Source organism: Dermabacter sp. HMSC06F07 (assembly GCF_001807345.1).
Taxonomy (GTDB): Bacteria; Actinomycetota; Actinomycetes; order Actinomycetales; family Dermabacteraceae; genus Dermabacter; species Dermabacter hominis.
Window position 1 is genome coordinate 15,684 of sequence record NZ_KV788584.1, and the last position, 18,909, is coordinate 34,592.

Genomic DNA, 18,909 nt, shown 5'->3' on the forward strand with positions numbered 1-18,909 from the left:
CATGACTTTTGAGCCCTCCATGAAGGCCGGCCACATGCCGAGCGCACGCTACGTGCTGCCCACCTACGAGGAGCGCACGGCCTACGGCTTCAAGCGCCAGGATCCGTACGCGAAGCTGTTCGAGGATCGCATCATCTTCCTCGGCGTCCAGGTGGACGACGCCTCGGCGGACGACGTGATGGCGCAGCTACTCGTGCTCGAGTCGCAGGATCCGGACCGCGATATCACCCTGTACATCAACAGCCCGGGTGGATCGTTTACGGCGCTCACGGCTATCTACGACACGATGCAGTACATCAAGCCTGACGTGACGACCGTGTGCCTCGGCCAGGCGGCCTCCGCCGCCGCGGTGCTTCTTGCGGCCGGCGCCCCTGGCAAGCGCCTCGCGCTTCCGAACGCACGCATCCTCATTCACCAGCCCGCGATGGGCGGCCAGGGCGGCGGTCAGGCCTCGGACATCGAGATTCAGGCCAACGAAATTCTGCGCATGCGCGAGTGGCTCGAGGACACCCTCGCGCACCACTCGGGACGTGACCGCGAGGAGGTCCACCGCGACATCGAGCGCGACAAGATCCTCACCGCCCAGGGCGCGCTCGAATACGGCCTCATCGACCAGGTGCTCCAGCGCCGCAGCGAGCAGGCGCAGCTCGGCCAGTAAGCGCTGCACACCCGTGACCGGGCCGGGGAGGTGCGCCACAGCGACACACACTCGCTGGTGCGCCTCCCCGTTTCCATGCATCCCTGCCGCTAGTGTGGCAAGGGCCTGATAGCTTCCCAGGAAGGATTTCTCCTCCATGGCACAGATTGGTGATTCGAGCGAGATCTATAAGTGCTCGTTCTGCGGCAAGTCGCAAAAGCAGGTTGAGCGGCTCATCTCCGGCCCTCACGTGTACATTTGCGAGGAATGCATCGAGCTGTGCAACGAGATCATCGCTGAGGAAACCGAGGCCGCGGAGAAGAAGGAAGAGCAAGCCAAGGAGCTCGAGCTCCCGAAGCCCAATGAAATCTTCGACTTCCTCGAGACCCACATTGTGGGGCAGGAGACTGCGAAGCGCGCCCTTTCCGTTGCGGTGTACAACCACTACAAGCGTGTGATCGCGAGTGAAACGAAGGATTCGGGCATCGGCACCGACATCGATGAAGTCGAGGTCGCAAAATCCAATGTGCTGGTCGTGGGGCCCACGGGTTGTGGAAAAACCTACCTCGCGCAAACCCTCGCGAAGCTCCTGAACGTACCGTTTGCGATGGCTGATGCTACCGCGCTCACGGAAGCCGGCTACGTGGGTGAGGACGTCGAAAACGTTCTTCTCAAACTGCTGCAGGCTGCCGACTGGGACGTCAAGCGCGCCGAGCGCGGCATCATCTACATCGACGAGATCGACAAGATCGGCCGCAAAGCGGAAAATCCGTCGATTACACGCGACGTTTCCGGTGAGGGCGTCCAGCAGGGTCTGCTCAAGATCCTCGAAGGGACGGTCTCGGCCGTGCCGCCGCAGGGCGGGCGGAAGCATCCGCAGCAGGACTACGTCCAGCTCGACACCACCAACGTGCTGTTTATTGTCGCGGGTGCGTTCGCGGGTATCGAGGACATCATCAGCAACCGCATCGGTAAGCGTGGCATCGGATTTGGGAGCCAACTTCACACCCCGCTCGATGAGCAGGAGATTTACGCGAAAATCCTCCCGGAAGACCTCCTCAAGTTCGGGCTCATCCCCGAGTTCATCGGGCGCCTTCCCGTGCTAACGTCGGTCACGAACCTCGACCGTGAGGATCTCACCCGCATCCTGATCGAGCCGAAAAACGCACTCGTCAAGCAGTACCAGAAGATGTTCGCCCTTGACGAGGTCGAGCTCGACTTCGAGCAGCTTGCACTCGAGGCCATCGCCGATCGCGCTCTTGAGCGCGGAACGGGCGCGAGGGGCCTTCGCGCGATCATGGAGGAAATCCTCCAGCCCGTGATGTTCGAGGTGCCCTCACGCGACGATGTCGTGAAGATCGTCATCACCGAAGCCGTCGTGACCGAGGGACGCGAGCCGCTCATGCTCACTCGCGCCGATTCCGCCGCCGAAAGCAGCGACACGAAGAAGCGCCGCCGCAGCGCGTGACGCTTTATGGCCGAAGGCCTTTACTCACCCGGTTTCGCCTGGAAGGCTTAGCGCATGAATGATTCTCCAGCGACCCCAAGTGCCGGGACCCACGTCACCGACGAGCAGATCGCCCGCGCTCGGGAGGTGCTTGGCCAGCACCGACGCTCGATCGACAATATCGACGCGGCCCTCGTGCATCTCCTCGCCGAACGCTTCAAGTTCACGCAGGCCGTGGGCGCCCTCAAGGCAGAGCACGGCCTTCCCGCTGGCGACCCGGATCGCGAAAAACACCAGGTCGAGCGTCTTACGCGACTTGCCGAAGAGTCTGGTCTCGACCCGGTGTTTACGCAGCGTTTTCTGCATTTCCTCGTCACCGAGGTGATTCGTCACCATGAGCGGATTGCCGCGGAGAAGTAGCGGAATTGATGGGGCCGCCCGGCGCTGAGTGCGCCAAGCGGCCCGGTTGCTGTGAGCGGCGCTCTAGAGAACGTCGCTTTGGCGATACTCGGTCATCGCATCCATAATCCACCGCGCCACGAAATCGGCGAAGCTCGCGCGAGGGAAGAGCCGCCATACGCTCTGGTCCACGCGGTGCAAGAGGATCGGCACGTGCGCGAGCTGGGTCGCGATCGCGCGGCCCGCTGGGAACTCACGCGGGTGTAGATCCGCGTTGCAGCCCTTCTCGAGAAGCTCCTCGCTGGCGCGGCCCGAAAGCTCAAACACGGTGCGGTTCGCGGAAAGATCCACGGCGTGCCCCGGCAATCCTTCGAGAGAGGCCTCGAGGTCAGCGACGGCGGCCTGGGACGTGTCGGAGGGATCGACGTACAGGAACTCGTCGGGCGAGAGCCACAGAACGTGGCCGGCGTCGGACCTTCCCGCGACCTCGCCAACCCGCGCGGGAAGTGCAAAGCCGAGCACGCTCTCAAGTGCACGTGCGCTTTCGCTCCCCGGCTTCGCGCGAAGCCCTGCTTGCAGCGGTGAATCTAGCTCCCGAAGTGCCACGGAACGCGGGCCGACGACACGCGCCGCCTCCATCGCGCCCGCAAGGTGCGCGGCGGGCGTGCGGCGAAATTCTTTCAACTGAGCGTTAGCCATCGCGGCGCTCTCCTTCCGGATCAAAAAGACACAGGGGCCCGATTTCTACGTCGACGAGGCGGCCGTCGACGGGGCTCGAGATGATTTCGCCTTCGCGCTCACGGCCACGTTCGATGAGCGCGAGAGCGAACGTGCGGCCCAGCGCCACCGAGTCGTAGCTCGACGTCACGAAGCCGATATCCTCGATTTGCCCGTTGCCGGGCAAGAGCGGAGTCGTCACATCCGCATCGCGAACCGTGAGGTCCGTTCCCTTTTCGACGAGCTGCGCGCCCTCGCGAAGGCGCAGCCGGCGATCGACTGGAAGAACACTCACGAGGTGGCGCCGACCCGGAGCAGCGGTGTGGGCGCGAGCGAAGGAGCGCTTACCGAGGAACTCCTCCTTCTTTTTCGACACGACCCAGTCCATTCCCGCGTCCTGCGGGGTAACCGTGCCATCCGTATCCTGACCGACAATGATGAAGCCCTTCTCGGCACGCAGCACGTGCATCGTTTCCGTCCCGTAGGGGGTGATGCCAAACTCGCGGCCAGCTTCCTCGACGGCCTCCCACACGTAGAGCCCGTAGAAAGCCTCGACATTGATCTCGAAGCAGAGCTCCCCCGAGAACGAGATGCGGCATACGCGCGCGGGGATGCCGCTTGCGAGGGTCGTGTCGCGAAACGCCATGAACGGGAAGCCCTTGGCGGAAACGTCGATGTTCGGCACGAGTTTCTCGATGACCGCACGCGACTTCGGGCCGGCGACCGTGATCGTCGCGTACTGCTCGGTCACCGACGTGAATGTCACGTCGAGCTCGGGCCACTCCGTTTGCGAGTATTCTTCGAGGTGGTCGAGAACCTTCGCGGCACCCGACGAGGTGGTCGTCATGAGGAAGCGATCGTCCGCGAGCCTCATCGTCACGCCATCATCAAAGATCATCCCGTCGGGCGTACACATCACGCCATAGCGTCCCATGCCGACCTTGAGCAGGCGGAACGAGTTCGTGTACACGCGATCGAGGAATTCCGCTGCGTCCTTCCCGCGAATCTCGATCTTGCCGAGCGTGGTGCCGTCCATGAAGCCGACGGATTCACGGACCGCCGCGCACTCGCGGCGCACCGCGGCGTCCATCGATTCCGCTCCCTGCGGGTAGTACCAGGGGCGCTTCCACTGGCCCACGTCCTCGAACTTCGCGCCGTGGGCGAGGTGCCACGGGTGAATCGACGTGAGGCGTGCTGGGTCGAAGAGGTCGCCGCGCTCGCGGCCCGCGATGACCCCAAACGGCACGGGCGTATAGGGCGCGCGGTAGTTTGAGACGCCGACCTTCTCGAGATTATCTTCGCCGAGCGCGGCCGCGAGGATCGCCATTGCGTTTACGCCTGAGGTTTTGCCCTGATCGTTCGCAGTGCCAATCGACGTGTAGCGCTTGATGTGCTCGATGCTGCGCATGCCCGCACCGTAGGCGCGCATAATTTCAGCGACGGCCTGGTCACGCTGGAGATCCACGAAGTGCTCGTTCCACTCGGCTGCGTCGCCGTCGTTGGCGGGTACGAGCCACACGGGCCGCACGGGAGAGCGGTCAAGGGGCAGTGAGGTTCCGACGGCTGCCTCGGCAACCTCGCGCTTCAGTTTCCCGGCGTTGAAGCCTTTCGCTTCGGCAGCCTTCTCGCGGGCCTCGATACCTGCGCGGTGACCTTCTTCGAGCGCATCCTCGAGGGAATACTTCCCGGTGAGGGCGCCCGCGTGGTGTTGGTGGGAAACGGGGGAGACGGGCACGAAGCCCGCGATGTCCGTGTTCCACGTGGTTTTTCCCTGGCGGTGGGTGTGGAGGTGCACGGTGGGGCTGTATCCGCCCGAGACGGCGAGGAGGTCGACCTCGATGTGTTTTGCCTCGCTCGTGAGCTCAGTGTTGTCGTTGAGGCCGCGCACCGTGACGGCGCTCAGGAGCCCGCCCTCGCCCGCGTCGGTATCAATCACGGCGGAGCCCGCGTAGAGGGCTGCTCCCACCTCGCGCGCGATTTTCCTGCAGTGCTCGGGCACGCTTGGGCGTGCGTCGATGATCGCGGCGACCTTCGCCCCTGCCGCCGCGAGGTCGAGCGCGCTCTCATAGCCCGCGTCATTGGTGGTGAACAGTGCCGCTCGGTGGCCCGGCAGAGCGCCGTAGCGGTTGATGTAGGTGCTCACGGCGGAGGCGAGCATGATGCCCGGTCGGTCGTTGTTTTTGAACACGAGCGGTCGTTCAATGGCGCCGGTCGCGAGAATGACCTCCGCGGCGCGGAACTGCCACATGCGCTGGCGCGACACTCCGGGGCGCTTGGCGCGTGGAAGGTGATCGGTGCGGTTTTCGACCGCGATCACGTAGTTCGCGTCGTAGCAGCCGAACGCGCTCGTGCGCGGAAGGTAGGTGAAGTCGCTGTTCTTTTCGAGCTTCTCGATTTCAGTGCGTGCCCATTCGGGGCCGCTGAGACCATCGATTTCGACATCGCGTGTGGAAAGAAGTGAACCGCCGGGAAGGGGCTGATCGTCGAGGAGCGCGACCCTGCATTGGCCGGCGAGGGCCGAGCGCGCCGCGGCGATGCCGGCGGGGCCCGCGCCCACGATGAGCACGTCCACGTGGCGGTGTTTGTGGTCGTAGAGGGCCGGGTCGGGACGCGGATCGAGGGCGCCCTGCCCTGAAACAAACAGAGTCTCGAGGCCCGGCGTAGCCGGGACGGTTGTCACCGGCAGCATTGTTTCGTCGATATCGTGCGCGTCGCGTGAGCGCACCGTGATGAGTCCGTTTGGCTCCTCGATGCCCGCGGCGAGGATGCCGCGCGGTCGGTGTCGGTACATCGATTCGGCCGTGTGGATCCGGCCCGAGGCGATGAGCGCGGAGGCAACCGTGTCGCCGTCGTATGCCTCGATCTCCACACCGTCAACCGTGATCGAGAAGGGTTCACTGTCCGCGAGGCCGTACCGAGGGGAATGCTCGGGGGATAGTCGCATGCTCACTTGGTCTCTCCCATCGTGTGGGCGGCCTCGTCGCCGCCGTGCAGCTCGGGGCGTTTCTCGCCCGCCGGATAGAACGCGAGGAACTCATGGGTCGCCGTGTCGCGCAGGGCATTGAACCACTTTCGGCAGCCGCCCGTGTGCAGCCATCGCTCGGCGTACTCGCCTTTGGGGTTCGAGCGGTAGAACAGGTAGTGGGCCCATTCGGTATCGGTCAATTCCGCGGTTTTTTCGGGGTGGGCCACGTGAGCCTCGCCGCCGTAGTGAAACTCGATTTCGTCGCGGTCACCGCAGTGGGGGCACGTGAGAAGAAGCATCGTTGGTCTTCCTTTCGCGGAGGGGTTAGTGAGCGACGGCAGCGGCGCCGTGCTCGTCGATCAGGTGGCCGGTCGTAAAGCGTTCGAGCGAGAACGGTTCATTGAGTTCGTGGGGGCGATCGTTCGCGACCGTATACGCAAACGCCCATCCGCATGCGGGGGTAGCCTTGAAGCCGCCCGTGCCCCAGCCGCAGTTGATGTACACGCCTTCGACGTCACACAGGGACATGATGGGGGAAGCATCGAGCGTGACATCCACGATCCCGCCCCATGTGCGCAGCAGATGTGCACGAGAGAACACGGGGAATAGTTCGATCGCCGCGGCAATTTGCTCGGAGACCACGTGGAACGACCCGCGCTGGCCGTAGCCGTTGTATTGATCGATTCCCGCACCCATGACGAGCTCGCCCTTATGAGCCTGCGATACGTACATGTGCACGTGGTTGCTCATGACGACCGTGGGGTGAACCGGCTCAAAAAGCTCCGAGACGAGTGCCTGGAGCGGATGCGACTGCGTGGGTACGCGCACCCCGAGTTGATCTGTGAGGGTGGTCGTGTGCCCTGCTGCCGCGAGGGCGATTTTGGGGGCGAGGATCTTCCCGCGAGTGGTCTCGACACCGATCGCGCGGTCACCGTCGGACAGAACCTTCGTGACCTCGCAGTTTTGAATGATGTCGACGCCGAGCTCGTTGCACTTGCGCGCGTAGCCCCATGCCACCCAATCGTGTTTCGCGATGCCCGCGCGCGGCTGGTAGGTCGCGCCCATAACCGGGTATCGCACGTTGTCGCTGATGTTGAGGATCGGGCACACTTCTTTGACCTGCTCGGGTGTGAGCCATTCGGCGTCCACGCCGTTGAGCTTGTTCGCCTCGACCCTTCGCACCGATTCGCGCACGTCGCCGAGCGTGTGCGCAAGATTGAGCACGCCGCGCTGCGAAAAGAACATCTCGTACTCGAGCTCCTCGGTGAGGCCCTCCCACAACTTCATCGCGTGCTCGTAGATCGCGGCGGATTCGTTCCACAGGTAGTTCGACCGGATGATCGTGGTGTTGCGGGCCATGTTGCCGCCCGCGAGCCACCCTTTTTCAAGAAGGGCGATGTTGGTCATCCCGTGATTTTTTGCGAGGTAATACGCGGTGGCGAGTCCGTGTCCGCCGCCGCCCACGACGATCGCGTCGTAGGTTTTCTTCGGGTCCGGGTTATCCCACAGGAAATCGGGGTGTTGGGGCAGTTCTTCCGCCACGGGGCCTCCTAGGTTCTCGTCATTGAGAAAACGACTGGGCGTCATTTCCACGGAAGGTAGTGGTGTCGATCCTAGAAGTAGACCACGAGACAGTCAAGCGATAAACGCAACGAGGTTGCGATAATGACAACTCAGATCTAGGTGGGGGCGCAGGCGGGGGCGGTCTGCTCGCTCGAAAGGGCCCCGAGAACCACGGCGGTGTGAAGACCTACCGTGCCCCTCGGGGCTCTTGCGATGATCGGCTGCGTGTTGCGGCCTGTGCGCGCCTACTTCTTCTTCGCGGGCGGCTCGCCGAGCTCGACCTTCGACAGCGTGATCGCGCCGTCGGTCGAGGGCTCAAGCGTGAGCTCCTCGATTGAGCCGAGCGCGCACACGTCGAAGCGCACGCTCTCGAACTCGGCGAGTGCACCTTCGGGAAGCGCGAGATTCGCCTGCAGCATCGGAGTCTTTTGCGAGACCTTCGCGTCGCTCTTGACCTTGCGCACCGAAATGATGGCCTCGCTCACCACGCGCAGGAGCGATTCGTCCTGGCCGGCTGCGGCCTTGGCGAGAGGCGCCGAGGTGGGCCATGCCTGCTCGTGAACCGAGCCTTCGCGCCACCAGCTCCACACCTCGTCGGTGGCAAACGGGAGGTACGGCGCGAAAAGGCGCAGCAGGGTCTCGAGCGCAATCGTGAGAGCCGCGCGAGCCGAGGCTGCGGGGCCTTCGCCAGCCGCACCGTGTGCGCGATTCTTCACGAGCTCAATGTAGTCATCACAGAACGTCCAGAAGAACGGCTCGATGACCTCGATCGCACGCGCGTAGTCGAGTTTCGACATCGCCGCGCTCGCCTGATCCACGACGCTCGCGAGGGAGGCGAGCATCGCGCGGTCGAGCGGCTCGGTGACAGCGGCTGGGTCCGCAGGAAGGGTGCCCTCCGGGTCCGACGCCACTTCGCCAAAGCCGAGCGCAAACTTCGAGGCGTTGAGAACCTTGATCGCGAGGCGCCGGCCGATCTTCATCTGGCCCTCTTCGAACGCCGTGTCCGCTCCCTGGCGGGCGCGTGCCGCCCAGTAGCGCACGCCATCCGAACCGTACTTTTCGAGAAGGTCGATCGGCGTCACGACATTGCCTTTCGACTTTGACATCTTCTTGCGGTCCGGGTCGAGGATCCAGCCGTTGATGCTCGCGCCCGTCCACGGAAGCGAATCGGTGAGAAGATGCGAACGCACGACCGTGCTGAACAACCACGTACGGATGATGTCGTGACCCTGCGGGCGAAGATCCATCGGGTAGACCTTGCCGAAGAGATCCGGGTCATCGAGCCAGCCGGTCGCGAGGAGCGGCGTGAGCGAGCTCGTCGCCCACGTGTCGAACACATCCGGGTCGGCCGTGAAGCCGTTCGGCTCATCGCGCTGAGACTCGTCGAAGCCTTCCGGCGCATCGAGGGTGGGATCCACGGGAAGGCGATCCTCGGAAGGAATGAGCACGCGGTCGTAGTCGATCTCGCCCTTCGCATCGAGGCCGTACCACACGGGGATCGGCACGCCGAAGTAGCGCTGGCGGCTCACGAGCCAGTCGCCCGTGAGGTTCTCGACCCAATTGCGGTAGCGCGAGGCCATGAATCCCGGATACCAGGTGAGTTCCTCGCCACGCTTGAGCAGCGCCGTGCGCAAAGTGCCGTCGGCCTCATCGCGCCCACCGTTCGTGATATACCACTGGCGGCTCGTGACGTACTCGAGTGGCTTATCGCCCTTTTCGTAAAACTTGACCGGGTGGGTGATCTTCTTCGGCTCGCCCACCATGTCGCCCGTCTCGGTGACCATCTCGACCACGCGCTTTTGCGCGCTGAACACGGTGAGACCCGCGAGTTCGGCGTACCGCTCGCGACCGGCCTCGCTCGTGATCCACGGGGCGTCCTCGAGGAATCGGCCGTCGCGGCCGATCACGGCTCGCGTGGGAAGGTCGAGTTCACGCCACCAAATCACGTCGGTCGCATCGCCGAACGTACAGATCATCGCGATGCCCGCGCCCTTATCGGCCTGTGCGAGCGGGTGCGCGAGAACGGGCACCTCGACCTCGAACAGAGGCGAGAGCACCGTCGTGCCGAACAGCGGCTTGTAGCGCTCATCGTCGGGATGCGCGACGAGCGCGACACACGCGGGAAGAAGCTCCGGGCGAGTCGTCTCGATGAACACCTTCTCGCCGTTATCGGCGCGCGTGAAGCCCAGGCGGTGGTACGCGCCCTCGCGATCGTGGTCCTCCTGCTCGGCCTGCGCAACCGCGGTACGGAACGTGACGTCCCACGGGGTCGGGGCCTCGGCCTGATAGGCCTGGCCGTTCTTCAGATGCGTGAGGAATGCCTTCTGGCTCACGGCGCGCGAGTTGTCGTCGATGGTCTGGTAGCGCAAGTTCCAATCCACCGAAAGGCCGAGGGTGCGGAAGGTGTGCTCGAAGGCCTTCTCATCTTCCGTTGTGAGCTCGAGGCACAGCTCGATGAAGTTCTTGCGGCTGATCGGCATCTGGTTTTGAGGCTTCGCGGTCTTCGCGTTTCCGCCGCGGTGAGGCGGTTCGAAGTTCTCCACGTAGGGGAGGGTCGGATCGCAGCGAACGCCGAAGTAGTTTTGCACGCGGCGCTCGGTGGGCAGGCCGTTGTCGTCCCAGCCCATCGGGTAGAACACATCCTTGCCGATCATGCGGTTGTAGCGCGCGAGGATGTCGGCCTGGGTGTACGCAAACACGTGACCGATGTGCAGCGAGCCCGAGGCTGTGGGCGGGGGAGTGTCGATCGAGAAGACCTTCTCGCGACTTGTGTCTCGGTTAAACGCGTAGACCTTCGCGTTCTCCCAGCACGTGTCCCATTTGCTCTCGAGACCGTCGAGGCTTGGGCGGTCGGGAATCGAGGGGCTCATCGGTGCGGCGGTCGAGTCGTGACCTGCGTCGTGGCTGTTTTCGCTCATGTGCCTCATTGTTTCACGCATGCACGCATCGGTGGTGCTACGGGGGCGTGAGATGCCCCAACGACAAGCACTGAACATGCCCCTTCGCGTAGGGCCCTTTGTGCCAGGTAGGTCCCTAGATGCCGCGTACTATAGGGGCGAGCCGGCGTCGGATCCTCCAGCGCCCCGGCTCCCCACGACGCACACGAGCGGAAGGTCCCCATGAAGCGCCCCGACCCCACAGGCCACGAACTCGAGTTCGAGGCGGGTGAGCTGTTCTTCTCGACGACCGACGAACGCGGCCACATCGACAAGGCCAACGACGTGTTCGTGCGGCTTTCGCGATACGAGGCAAGCCAACTCAAGGGCGCCCCGCACAACATCATCCGCCACCCCGATATGCCCTCGGGCGTCTTCCGGCTCCTGTGGGATTCCGTCGAAAAGGGCCAGCCGTTCGCGGGGTACATTCGTAATCTTTCGTCCGACGGTAGCCACTACGACGTGTTTGCTACGGTCACTCCTCTTCCCGAAGGCGGGTACCTTTCCGTGCGCTCAAAACCCATGAGCAGCGCGACCTTTGACGACGTGTTCGAGGCCTATGCCGTGATCGTTGCCGAGGAAAACAAGCTGCGCGAGCAGGGAAGGAGTGCTCGCGAGGTTGCGGGCGTTGGAGCAAAGCTCGTTGATAATGCCGTGCGTGATCTCGGCTATGACGGCTATGAGGTGTTCCAGCGCAAGGCGCTTTTGCGTGAAGTGATGATGCGCGAAGAGGCGCTTGAGGGCAGCCTCGGCATGGTTGTCACGAACACGATTGACCTCATCGTGCGCGCCGCCCTCGGCATTCACGCCGAGGTCAGCGTGCTGTCGTTCGATCAGGAAACTCTCGAGACGATCGCGGGCTACACCGACTCGGTTTTGCGCCGTATTCGCAAAGACATCGACCTCCAGGCAGCAGCCGAGCTCGGGCTGTGGGATTCGAGCGACAACGCCCTGCGTCCCCGCCTCAGCTCTCTCACGGGCGAGCTTTCGACCCTCGCGGCGCTTTCGCGCGAGACCCAGTTCCAGATTTCCCTCGCGCGGCTCCAGTCCGCGATGGTCACTCAATTCGCGGACGAGCGCTTCGAAATCGAAGAGAGTGCCGCGCGTGCCGAAGCTAATAGTGCGATCCGCGACCTCGTCGCCGCACTTCTTGCGGACCTTGACGTCATGCTGCAGCACATCGGTTCGCTCCACGTCGCGATCGGCCGTGCCCGCACGTCGATCAGTAGCGTGAGCGCGAAAATGCGCGAGAGGCGCGAGCTCGTAGACGAGTTCCTCGATGAGTCCTTCGCGAAAGGCACCGACCTTTCCGCGCGCGCCGAGGCACTTGAGCCCCACTTCAGCCAGTCGGTCATCGATGCCGACGTCGCCCTTTCCCGGCTTGAACGCCTCGAAAAGGCCTTGAGCGATTTTGATGCCGAATATGATGCGGAGCCTCTCGAGCGCATGCGCGAGCAGCTCCTCGATGCTCTTGAGCACACGGAGGTGTGATGGACATGAACTCACGAGGTCCTCGAACAGCGGTTGTCACCGGCGCGAGCTCCGGAATCGGGCGCGCTACGGCGCTTCGTCTCTATGAGGAAGGGTATCGAGTTCTCGCGATCGCGCGTCGGCGCGAGCGACTCGAAGACCTCGCCCGCATGGTGAACGATCCCGAAAAGTTTGATGTGCTGCCGTGCGACGTTAGCGTCGACGAGGATGTCGCGCGCGTTGCCGACTACGTCGAGCGCGAGTTCGGCGGAGTGCTCACGTCCCTGTGCAATATCGCCGGTGGTGCACTCGGCATCGAGCAGGTCGCCGATGCAGCCTTCGACAAGTGGGAGGGGATGTTCCGGTCCAACGTGATTGGCTCGGGCCGTGTCACGAAGGCGCTCCTTCCGGCCCTTGAAGCAAGCGGGCACGGCGACGTCGTGTTCCTGACCTCGACGGCGAGCCAGGCGGCCTATGAAGGCGGCTCCGGCTACAACGCCGCGAAAGCGGGCGAACACATGATCGCCGCGGCGCTCCGCCTTGAACTCGCCGGCAAACCGATCCGGGTCATCGAAATCGCCCCGGGGCTCGTGCACACCGAGGAATTCAGCCTCACGCGCCTCGGCGGCGATCAAGCTGCCGCCGACAAGGTCTACGAAGGCGTTGAAAAGCCACTCACTGCCGACGACGTCGCGGATGTCATCGCGTATTCCGTGAAGCTCCCGCACCACGTGAACCTCGATCTCGTGACCCTGCGGCCGCTCGCGCAAGCCGCTCAGCACAAGCTCATTCGCTCCGCGTGAGGCCGCTCGAGCTTCCCGATACGGGGCTCAACGACGGCCAAAAGGTCGAGACCAGGCGCATTCTCGCGCTCTTTTCCCCGCACAGGGCGACCCTCGCACTCGTGCTTGCGCTCATCGCGCTTGGCGCAATCACGGGAGTGCTCTCGCCGTTTCTCGTGCGCGAGATCGTCGATGTTGCCCTGCCCGAAGGCAACATCGCTCTGCTCACGTGGTGCGCGCTCGGCATGATCGCCGTTTATGCTGCGGGCGCGGTTTTCAGCGTGCTCCAGTCTTTCCTCTCCACACGAGTGGGGCAGGCGATCATGCACGACCTTCGCGTGCGAGTGTTCGCCCACCTCCAGCGCATGGGACTGCCCTTTTTTACCTCGACCCGCACGGGGGAAATCCAATCGCGGATTTTCAACGACATCGGCGCCATGCAGTCCGTCGTCACGAACGTGGCCACCCAAATCGTCTCCGCGAGCGCGACGATCCTCATGAGCGCCCTCGCGATGATCGCCATGGACTGGCGGCTCTTCCTGTTCTCGCTCGTCACCACACCCATCGCCTCCGTTCTGAATCGACGCGTTCGACGCCGAATCTCGTGACCTCTCGAGGCTCGAAGTTGAATCGGAAATGGCGGGCCGCTGGATGCAGGGCCTCTACTCGGTGCTCCTGTGGGTTATTCCCGCCCTCACCTACCTCCTCGGCGGGGTGCTCTTTATCAAGGGCCTCGGCGACCTGACGATCGGCACCCTCGTCGCGTTCGTCGCGATGCAAACAACACTCTTTCCTCAGCTCAACACGCTCCTGCGCGTCGCCACCCAGGTTCGCGCGAGCCTCGCACTATTCACGCGAGTGTTCGAGTATCTCGACCTCGACATCCCCATCAAAGAAGCCGCGAATGCACGGACATTTCCCGGCGGGCGGGCGCGCGGGCACATCAGCTTCGAGGGCGTGACATTCACGTACCCGAGCGCACGAAAAGCGACGATCGAGGACGTCTCCTTCGAGGTCCCGTGCGGGGCGCACATCGCCCTCGTTGGCAGCACTGGAAGCGGCAAAACGACTCTCGGATATCTCCTCTCACGCCTCTACGACGTGAGCGAGGGGCGAATCCGTATCGACGGCATCGACGTGCGCGAGCTCAAGCTCGACGCGCTCGCGGGCGCCGTCGGAGTGGTCACGCAAGAGACCTACCTGCTTCACGCGAGCATTGCGGAGAACCTGCGGTTTGTGATGCCTGAGGCGAGCGAGGCCGACATGATTGCCGCGTGCGAGATTGCACAGATCCACGCGCACATCGAGTCGCTTCCGAACGGCTACGACACGGTGGTGGGGGAGCGGGGCTACCGCTTTTCGGGAGGCGAAAAGCAGAGACTCGCGATCGCACGTACCATCCTTCGCGACCCGCCCATTCTTGTACTCGACGAGGCAACGAGCGCGCTCGATACGGTGACCGAGCGTGCCATGGGTGGAGCACTGCGGTCCCTCAGCGAGGGACGCACGACCATCTCGATCGCGCACAGGCTTTCAACGGTGCGCGACGCCGATCAGATTCTCGTCGTCAAGAGCGGGCGCATATGCGAACGCGGCACCTACGACGAACTGCTTGCCGCCGGCGGAGAATTCAGCCGCCTCGCCACCGGCGAGCGCCGGTCCTAGGTTTGGTTCAGGCCTCGACTTCGATGTGGCCCACGCCGCGATCCACACAGCACGCGATGCGCGTGCCGTGTTCGTCCTCTTCGAGGTACTCGTTCTCGTACTCGACTTCGCCGCTCACGAGCGGCACGACGCACGATCCGCACGTGCCGCCTTCGCACGAATACTTCATAGGAACACCAGCATCGAGGAGCGCCTGGAGAAGAGACGTATCCTCGCCAACCTCGACGGTCACGTTGGACTTAGTGGCGGTTGCGGTGAACGGTTCCTTGTCAAAGAGACCCACGGAAAACTCCTTGCTTCGAGACATCGTGAGGGATCAACGCACTCAAGCATGACACACGCCGCTAGATCACTCGCTTCTCACGCGCCCAGCGGGAGAGCTCGTAGCGATTTGTGAGCTGAAGCTTCTTGAGCACGTTGGAGACGTGGGTCTCGATCGTGCGATCCGAAATGAACAGCGCCGAAGCAGCCTCGCGGTATGTATGACCGCGCGCAATAAGCTTCATGACCTCTTGCTCGCGCGGGCTCAAAAGATCCATCTCGCTGGGCATGGACGGCGCAACGCCACGGAATGCATCGAGCACGAATCCTGCGAGGCGAGGCGAGAACACCGCGTCGCCTTCAGCGATTTTGTGGAGTGCTGCGGCGAGCTCTTCGCCCGTCGTGGACTTCGTGACATAGCCGCGCGCGCCCGCGCGGATCACGGCGATCACGTCAACCTCGGCGTCCGAGACCGAGAGGGCGAGGCAGCGCACCGGTTCGCCAGATTCGGTTGTGAGGGATTCGAGAGCTTCGGCGACCTCCGCGCCGCCGCCTCCGCCCCCTCCGGGCAGGTGAACGTCGAGCAAAACCACGTCCGGGCGCAGCTCGCGGGCCTTGTCGATTGCCTCCTCGACGGTGAGGGCAATGTCGACGATTTCGATGCCGCCGAGCCTGCTGAGCTCTTCACTCACACCCGACGCGAAAATGCGGTGGTCATCGACCACGAGCACGCGAATGTTCTCAGCCATGGCGTTGGTTGTCCTGTCTCTCAAGCACGAGTGATACTTCGCAGCCGCCGCCGATCGCGCCTCGCACGCTCGCGAAGCCTCCGGCGCGGGCCATGCGTCCAAGGATAGACTCGCGCACCCCGAGACGCCCTTCAGGGATGGCACTCATGTCGAAGCCCTCGCCGCGATCACGCACGAAAACCTCGATGTTCTCGCCTGTCGCGTCGAGGAACACCTGCACCCCCACCTTGCCGTGTCGCGCGGCGTTGCTCGTGGCCTCGCGAAGCGCGAGAAGGAGTGGTTGATAGCCGTCCACGAACGGTGCATCGCCGACGCATACAACTTCGATCGGGACCTCGTGTGCGCGTTCCGCCTCTTCGGCGGTGCGGGTGACTGCCTCGCGAAGGCTCTGCGGCGGAGCTGCCGCAGTCCGTGGCGTGGCGTAGGGCGGCGCGGAGCCGGGGGTGATGTTCCCGTAGAGCCAGCGGCGGAGCTCGACTTCCTGCTGGCGCGCGAGATGTTTCATGCGCTCGGGAGGTGTGGACTCGCGCTGGATCACGGTGAGTGTTTGGAGCACCGAGTCGTGAAGGTGCGAGGCGATTTCCGCCTGGTGGTCTGCGAGTGCGCGCTCGCGGGATTCCTCGCGCATGCCTGCCCACAGGCGTCGCGTCCAAGGCACGACGAGAATCGCGGCGAGGGCGAGTGAAAAGAGGGTCGCGGCGGCGGTGATTCCCATCGCGCGCACCCCGAGGAGGGCCCCGACGATCACGAGTGCGCCTCCCACGAGGAGGAGACCGCCAACAACGACCGCGCCCGTCACGGCTAGAGGAAGGTTCGAGACCCTTCCCGTCCAGCGAGCCGTGTCGACGCTCGAGAGTGGCAGCGTGCCGAGGGCGATACCGGCCGCGAGGATGCCCGCGCCGATCGCGAGGGGTGCCTGGATGTCGATATCTGGCAGGAGCGCCGGAAGCACTCCGACGCTGACGATCGCGACGGAGGCCCCCACGATTCCTGCGAGGATCGCCCACCGCACGGCGGTGCCAAACGGCGTGTGGCCGCCCTCGAGAGGAAGCGCTGCCTGCCGAAGAGCAGGCTTGCCTCTGACGGGAGCGCTCGACAGTTCGGCGAGAACTTCGCGTTCGTGCTCGCGGTCGAGCGGAAGGGCCCACCACGCGAGGACGTACACGAGCATCACGCTCCCGCCAATGCCGAGAAGCGCGTAGAGGGCCAGCGGTGTGAGGTCAAGAAGGAGTGTCGCGGGGAGCACGCACGCGAGCGCGAGGCCGCCGAGCGCGAAGAATGTGCGCACGGCGGCGACCGGGATCCCCATGGCGTTCGCGAGTGCCGCGCACACGCCTGTGAGTTCCGCACCGACGCGCTCGCGTGTCCACGCGTGCGCGGTCGGTTGGAGGAGTTCACTCATGCGACCATAGTGACATGACATCCCCCTCGGCGCACCGCGAGCATCCTCGCGATGCCGGGCGCACCGACCGCACGATCGCCGCGCTCGCGACCGCGCAGACGAACTCGGACGCGACGACGTTCGCGCTCCGCTACGGGCTTGCGCGTCGCCCCGGCGAGGGGCTCGCCGCAGGCGTGTGCACGGCTCTCGCGCACGCCTACGGGCTGCCCGTGAGGCTCGTGCGCATCTGGACGCTCGCGCTCGTGCTTCTCGGCCCCGGTCTCTTCGTGTATCTCGTTTTCTACCTTGCACTTCCGCGCCCCGAACGCGTTCGTGCACGCGGGGGAGTGGAGGTGCGCGCTGGTGCCGAGAACGCCCGCTACGACACCCCCGCGCGTGCGGTGATCCGCAGGCGGCCTCAGCCGGGGGACCTCATCGTCGCACTCCTCGTACTTCCCGCCCTCGCTCTCGGTGTCGCGATCGTGTGGGCGTACATTGTGTATGCCCCGATCGTCCTCGCGTTCCTCGTCCCGATCTCGCTTGTGCTCGGCGTCATCGTCGTCTGGGGCGGTTGGCGCGCAAGCCGCGCCCGCACGACTTACCTGTTCATGCGTCTTGCGGAACAAGCCGGCATCATCGACGATCGCGAGGCGCTTCGCACACTTGCGCGGCTTCGAAGCGAAGCACCGGCTGCATGGGGCGCGGAAGGTGACCCCAGCAGCCCCGACTCGAACGATGCACGCGGCGCCGGCATGATCAGGGGGCGCACGGTCCTGTGGCTCTTCGCGGCCTTCGTTTTTCTTGGCGTCGCCGTTTTCTCCCTCGTCAGCTACCTCCCGGGCCTCTTCCCGGCACTCAACCCGAGCGGGCCGCTCGAAGTCATCCCACGCGTGGGTGTCGGCGCCGCCGCCATCACGCTTGCCTGCGGCACGGTGCTCATCATCGCGGGAGCGCGAGGCAAGCGCAGCCGTCAGATTCTCGCGTTCGGGATCGCCTCTTTGCTCGTCTTCGCCGTGTCCGTGTCGTGGGTGCGCCTGACCGACTCACGCGGCAACGTCCCGATCTACATGAGCGTCGATGAGTTCCAACCCGGCTCCTACCTCGAGTGCACCGGCGGTGGCGTTCGCGAATGGTCGCGCCCCGTCGTGATCGACCTGAGTGAGCTTGGCGATCCCCCGACGGATGAAGAGGCGCGGGCCTCGTGGGCCGTGGCGAATGGCGAGCCGGATCCGCTCCTCGTGGACCTCTCGCTCACAATCGTGTGCAATCGCAGCGTCGGCAACATCACGGTCATCCTTCCCGAAGAGGACTGGCGCGTGAACTCGACCCTCGCCTCGACTCTCGGCACAACGACGAACTCGGAGGCAAAGGGGTATAGCCGCTGGGACCCGTCGCACGTCACCATCCAGATCGATGGCCGCACTATCTTTGGCGACGTCACCTACGTGCGGGAAGGAACGAAAGCATGAGGCGCGATTCATTCACGTTTGCCGTCGGGGTCTTTCTCGTCGCCATGACCGTGTTCCTCGCTCTCGTGCTCATCCTTGGCGGTGCCATGCCCTCGTGGGTGACCGCGGCTGGCGTCATCGTGATCCTGTGCGTATGCATGCTGCTCGGCTCGTTCGGGAAGCCTCGCCCCGAAAGCGGCGAGGACGATCACGAAAGTGACCGTGACGCGACAGCCTCGTGATACTTTTGGTTTCAAACGGCGTCGATCCGGCCATCACCGGGTAGCCGCGGGAAGAACGGCAAGCGTCGGGCTCTTACGCCCCCGCGCCGCCAAGTAGAACCCGCCGGGACCAGCCCGTCACAGCTGAGGAAAGAGTGAGCGCTAGGCGAAGCCCCGCGAGCCGCGCGCTAACCGAGGTGGTACCGCGCCCTCGTGCGTCCTCGGGCCCGAAGACTACACAGCTAGGTCGTGGCCCCAGGTCACGCAT

Annotated in this window: 17 protein-coding genes; 9 read left to right on the forward strand and 8 right to left on the reverse strand. The window is 64.3% G+C overall.

The genetic code is table 11. From position 1 onward, the window contains the following. The first annotated feature begins 1 nt into the window (after position 1). From HMPREF3157_RS05425 to HMPREF3157_RS05435, 3 genes are all read left to right on the forward strand, one after another. Positions 2-658: an ATP-dependent Clp protease proteolytic subunit gene (locus HMPREF3157_RS05425; protein WP_034370320.1), complete on the forward strand. Its 657-nt coding sequence runs from the start codon at positions 2-4 to the stop codon at positions 656-658. A 136-nt stretch (positions 659-794) separates the two neighbouring features. Continuing rightward, a complete protein-coding gene (gene clpX / locus HMPREF3157_RS05430; RefSeq protein WP_016663091.1) occupies positions 795-2,105 on the forward strand; it encodes an ATP-dependent Clp protease ATP-binding subunit ClpX in 1,311 nt (436 codons plus the stop codon). A gap of 54 nt (positions 2,106-2,159) precedes the next feature. Continuing rightward, entirely contained in the window at positions 2,160-2,504 is a 345-nt protein-coding gene (locus HMPREF3157_RS05435; RefSeq protein ID WP_016663090.1) for a chorismate mutase, read from the forward strand. Between the two features lie 63 nt (positions 2,505-2,567). On the opposite strand, the gene HMPREF3157_RS05440 is transcribed toward HMPREF3157_RS05435, so the two are convergent. The 5 genes from HMPREF3157_RS05440 to valS all read right to left on the reverse strand — a co-directional run bounded on the left by HMPREF3157_RS05440 (position 2,568) and on the right by valS (position 10,646). After that, positions 2,568-3,182: a sarcosine oxidase subunit gamma gene (locus HMPREF3157_RS05440; RefSeq protein WP_016663089.1), complete on the reverse strand. Its 615-nt coding sequence runs from the start codon at positions 3,180-3,182 to the stop codon at positions 2,568-2,570. Continuing rightward, positions 3,175-6,144, reverse strand: coding sequence for a 2Fe-2S iron-sulfur cluster-binding protein (locus HMPREF3157_RS05445; RefSeq protein WP_070435762.1), 2,970 nt, complete (start codon positions 6,142-6,144; stop codon positions 3,175-3,177). The genes HMPREF3157_RS05440 and HMPREF3157_RS05445 overlap by 8 nt, the downstream gene beginning before the upstream one ends. 2 nt (positions 6,145-6,146) lie before the next feature. Then, positions 6,147-6,464, reverse strand: coding sequence for a sarcosine oxidase subunit delta (locus tag HMPREF3157_RS05450; RefSeq protein ID WP_016663087.1), 318 nt, complete (start codon positions 6,462-6,464; stop codon positions 6,147-6,149). Between the two features lie 25 nt (positions 6,465-6,489). Beyond that, complete coding sequence (locus tag HMPREF3157_RS05455) at positions 6,490-7,707, reverse strand: sarcosine oxidase subunit beta family protein (RefSeq protein ID WP_016663086.1); 1,218 nt, start codon at positions 7,705-7,707, stop codon at positions 6,490-6,492. A gap of 266 nt (positions 7,708-7,973) precedes the next feature. After that, positions 7,974-10,646, reverse strand: coding sequence for a valine--tRNA ligase (valS, locus tag HMPREF3157_RS05460; protein WP_070435763.1), 2,673 nt, complete (start codon positions 10,644-10,646; stop codon positions 7,974-7,976). Positions 10,647-10,847: 201 nt separating this feature from the next. Here valS and HMPREF3157_RS05465 point away from each other — a divergent pair, with 201 nt between their 5' ends. The 4 genes from HMPREF3157_RS05465 to HMPREF3157_RS10790 are packed head-to-tail and all read left to right on the forward strand — an operon-like array spanning position 10,848 to position 14,581. Further along, positions 10,848-12,155, forward strand: a complete 1,308-nt coding sequence (locus HMPREF3157_RS05465; protein WP_070435764.1) for a PAS domain-containing protein — start codon at positions 10,848-10,850, stop codon at positions 12,153-12,155. Beyond that, entirely contained in the window at positions 12,155-12,937 is a 783-nt protein-coding gene (locus tag HMPREF3157_RS05470; protein ID WP_070435765.1) for an SDR family oxidoreductase, read from the forward strand. The genes HMPREF3157_RS05465 and HMPREF3157_RS05470 overlap by 1 nt, the downstream gene beginning before the upstream one ends. After that, positions 12,934-13,524 (forward strand): ABC transporter transmembrane domain-containing protein, encoded by a 591-nt coding sequence (locus tag HMPREF3157_RS10785; RefSeq protein WP_246816532.1) that lies wholly within the window; start codon positions 12,934-12,936, stop codon positions 13,522-13,524. Before HMPREF3157_RS05470 ends, HMPREF3157_RS10785 begins: the two co-directional genes overlap by 4 nt. Before the next feature lie 28 nt (positions 13,525-13,552). Next, complete coding sequence (locus HMPREF3157_RS10790; RefSeq protein WP_245630671.1) at positions 13,553-14,581, forward strand: ABC transporter ATP-binding protein; 1,029 nt, start codon at positions 13,553-13,555, stop codon at positions 14,579-14,581. Between the two features lie 7 nt (positions 14,582-14,588). Here the strand turns inward: HMPREF3157_RS10790 and HMPREF3157_RS05480 are convergent, their stop codons facing one another. The 3 genes from HMPREF3157_RS05480 to HMPREF3157_RS05490 all read right to left on the reverse strand — a co-directional run bounded on the left by HMPREF3157_RS05480 (position 14,589) and on the right by HMPREF3157_RS05490 (position 16,993). Beyond that, a complete protein-coding gene (locus HMPREF3157_RS05480; RefSeq protein ID WP_061212022.1) occupies positions 14,589-14,864 on the reverse strand; it encodes a 2Fe-2S iron-sulfur cluster-binding protein in 276 nt (91 codons plus the stop codon). Positions 14,865-14,925: 61 nt separating this feature from the next. Then, entirely contained in the window at positions 14,926-15,591 is a 666-nt protein-coding gene (locus HMPREF3157_RS05485; protein ID WP_061212023.1) for a LuxR C-terminal-related transcriptional regulator, read from the reverse strand. Further along, positions 15,584-16,993, reverse strand: coding sequence for an ATP-binding protein (locus tag HMPREF3157_RS05490; RefSeq protein WP_061212024.1), 1,410 nt, complete (start codon positions 16,991-16,993; stop codon positions 15,584-15,586). Before HMPREF3157_RS05490 ends, HMPREF3157_RS05485 begins: the two co-directional genes overlap by 8 nt. Positions 16,994-17,007: 14 nt before the next feature. Here HMPREF3157_RS05490 and HMPREF3157_RS05495 point away from each other — a divergent pair, with 14 nt between their 5' ends. Both HMPREF3157_RS05495 and HMPREF3157_RS05500 read left to right on the forward strand, forming a co-directional pair. Then, a complete protein-coding gene (locus HMPREF3157_RS05495) occupies positions 17,008-18,441 on the forward strand; it encodes a PspC domain-containing protein (protein WP_070435766.1) in 1,434 nt (477 codons plus the stop codon). After that, positions 18,438-18,662 carry a hypothetical protein gene (locus tag HMPREF3157_RS05500; RefSeq protein WP_070435767.1) on the forward strand — a complete coding sequence of 75 codons (225 nt, stop codon included), beginning with the start codon at positions 18,438-18,440 and terminating at the stop codon, positions 18,660-18,662. The genes HMPREF3157_RS05495 and HMPREF3157_RS05500 overlap by 4 nt, the downstream gene beginning before the upstream one ends. The last annotated feature ends 247 nt before the right edge of the window (positions 18,663-18,909 follow it).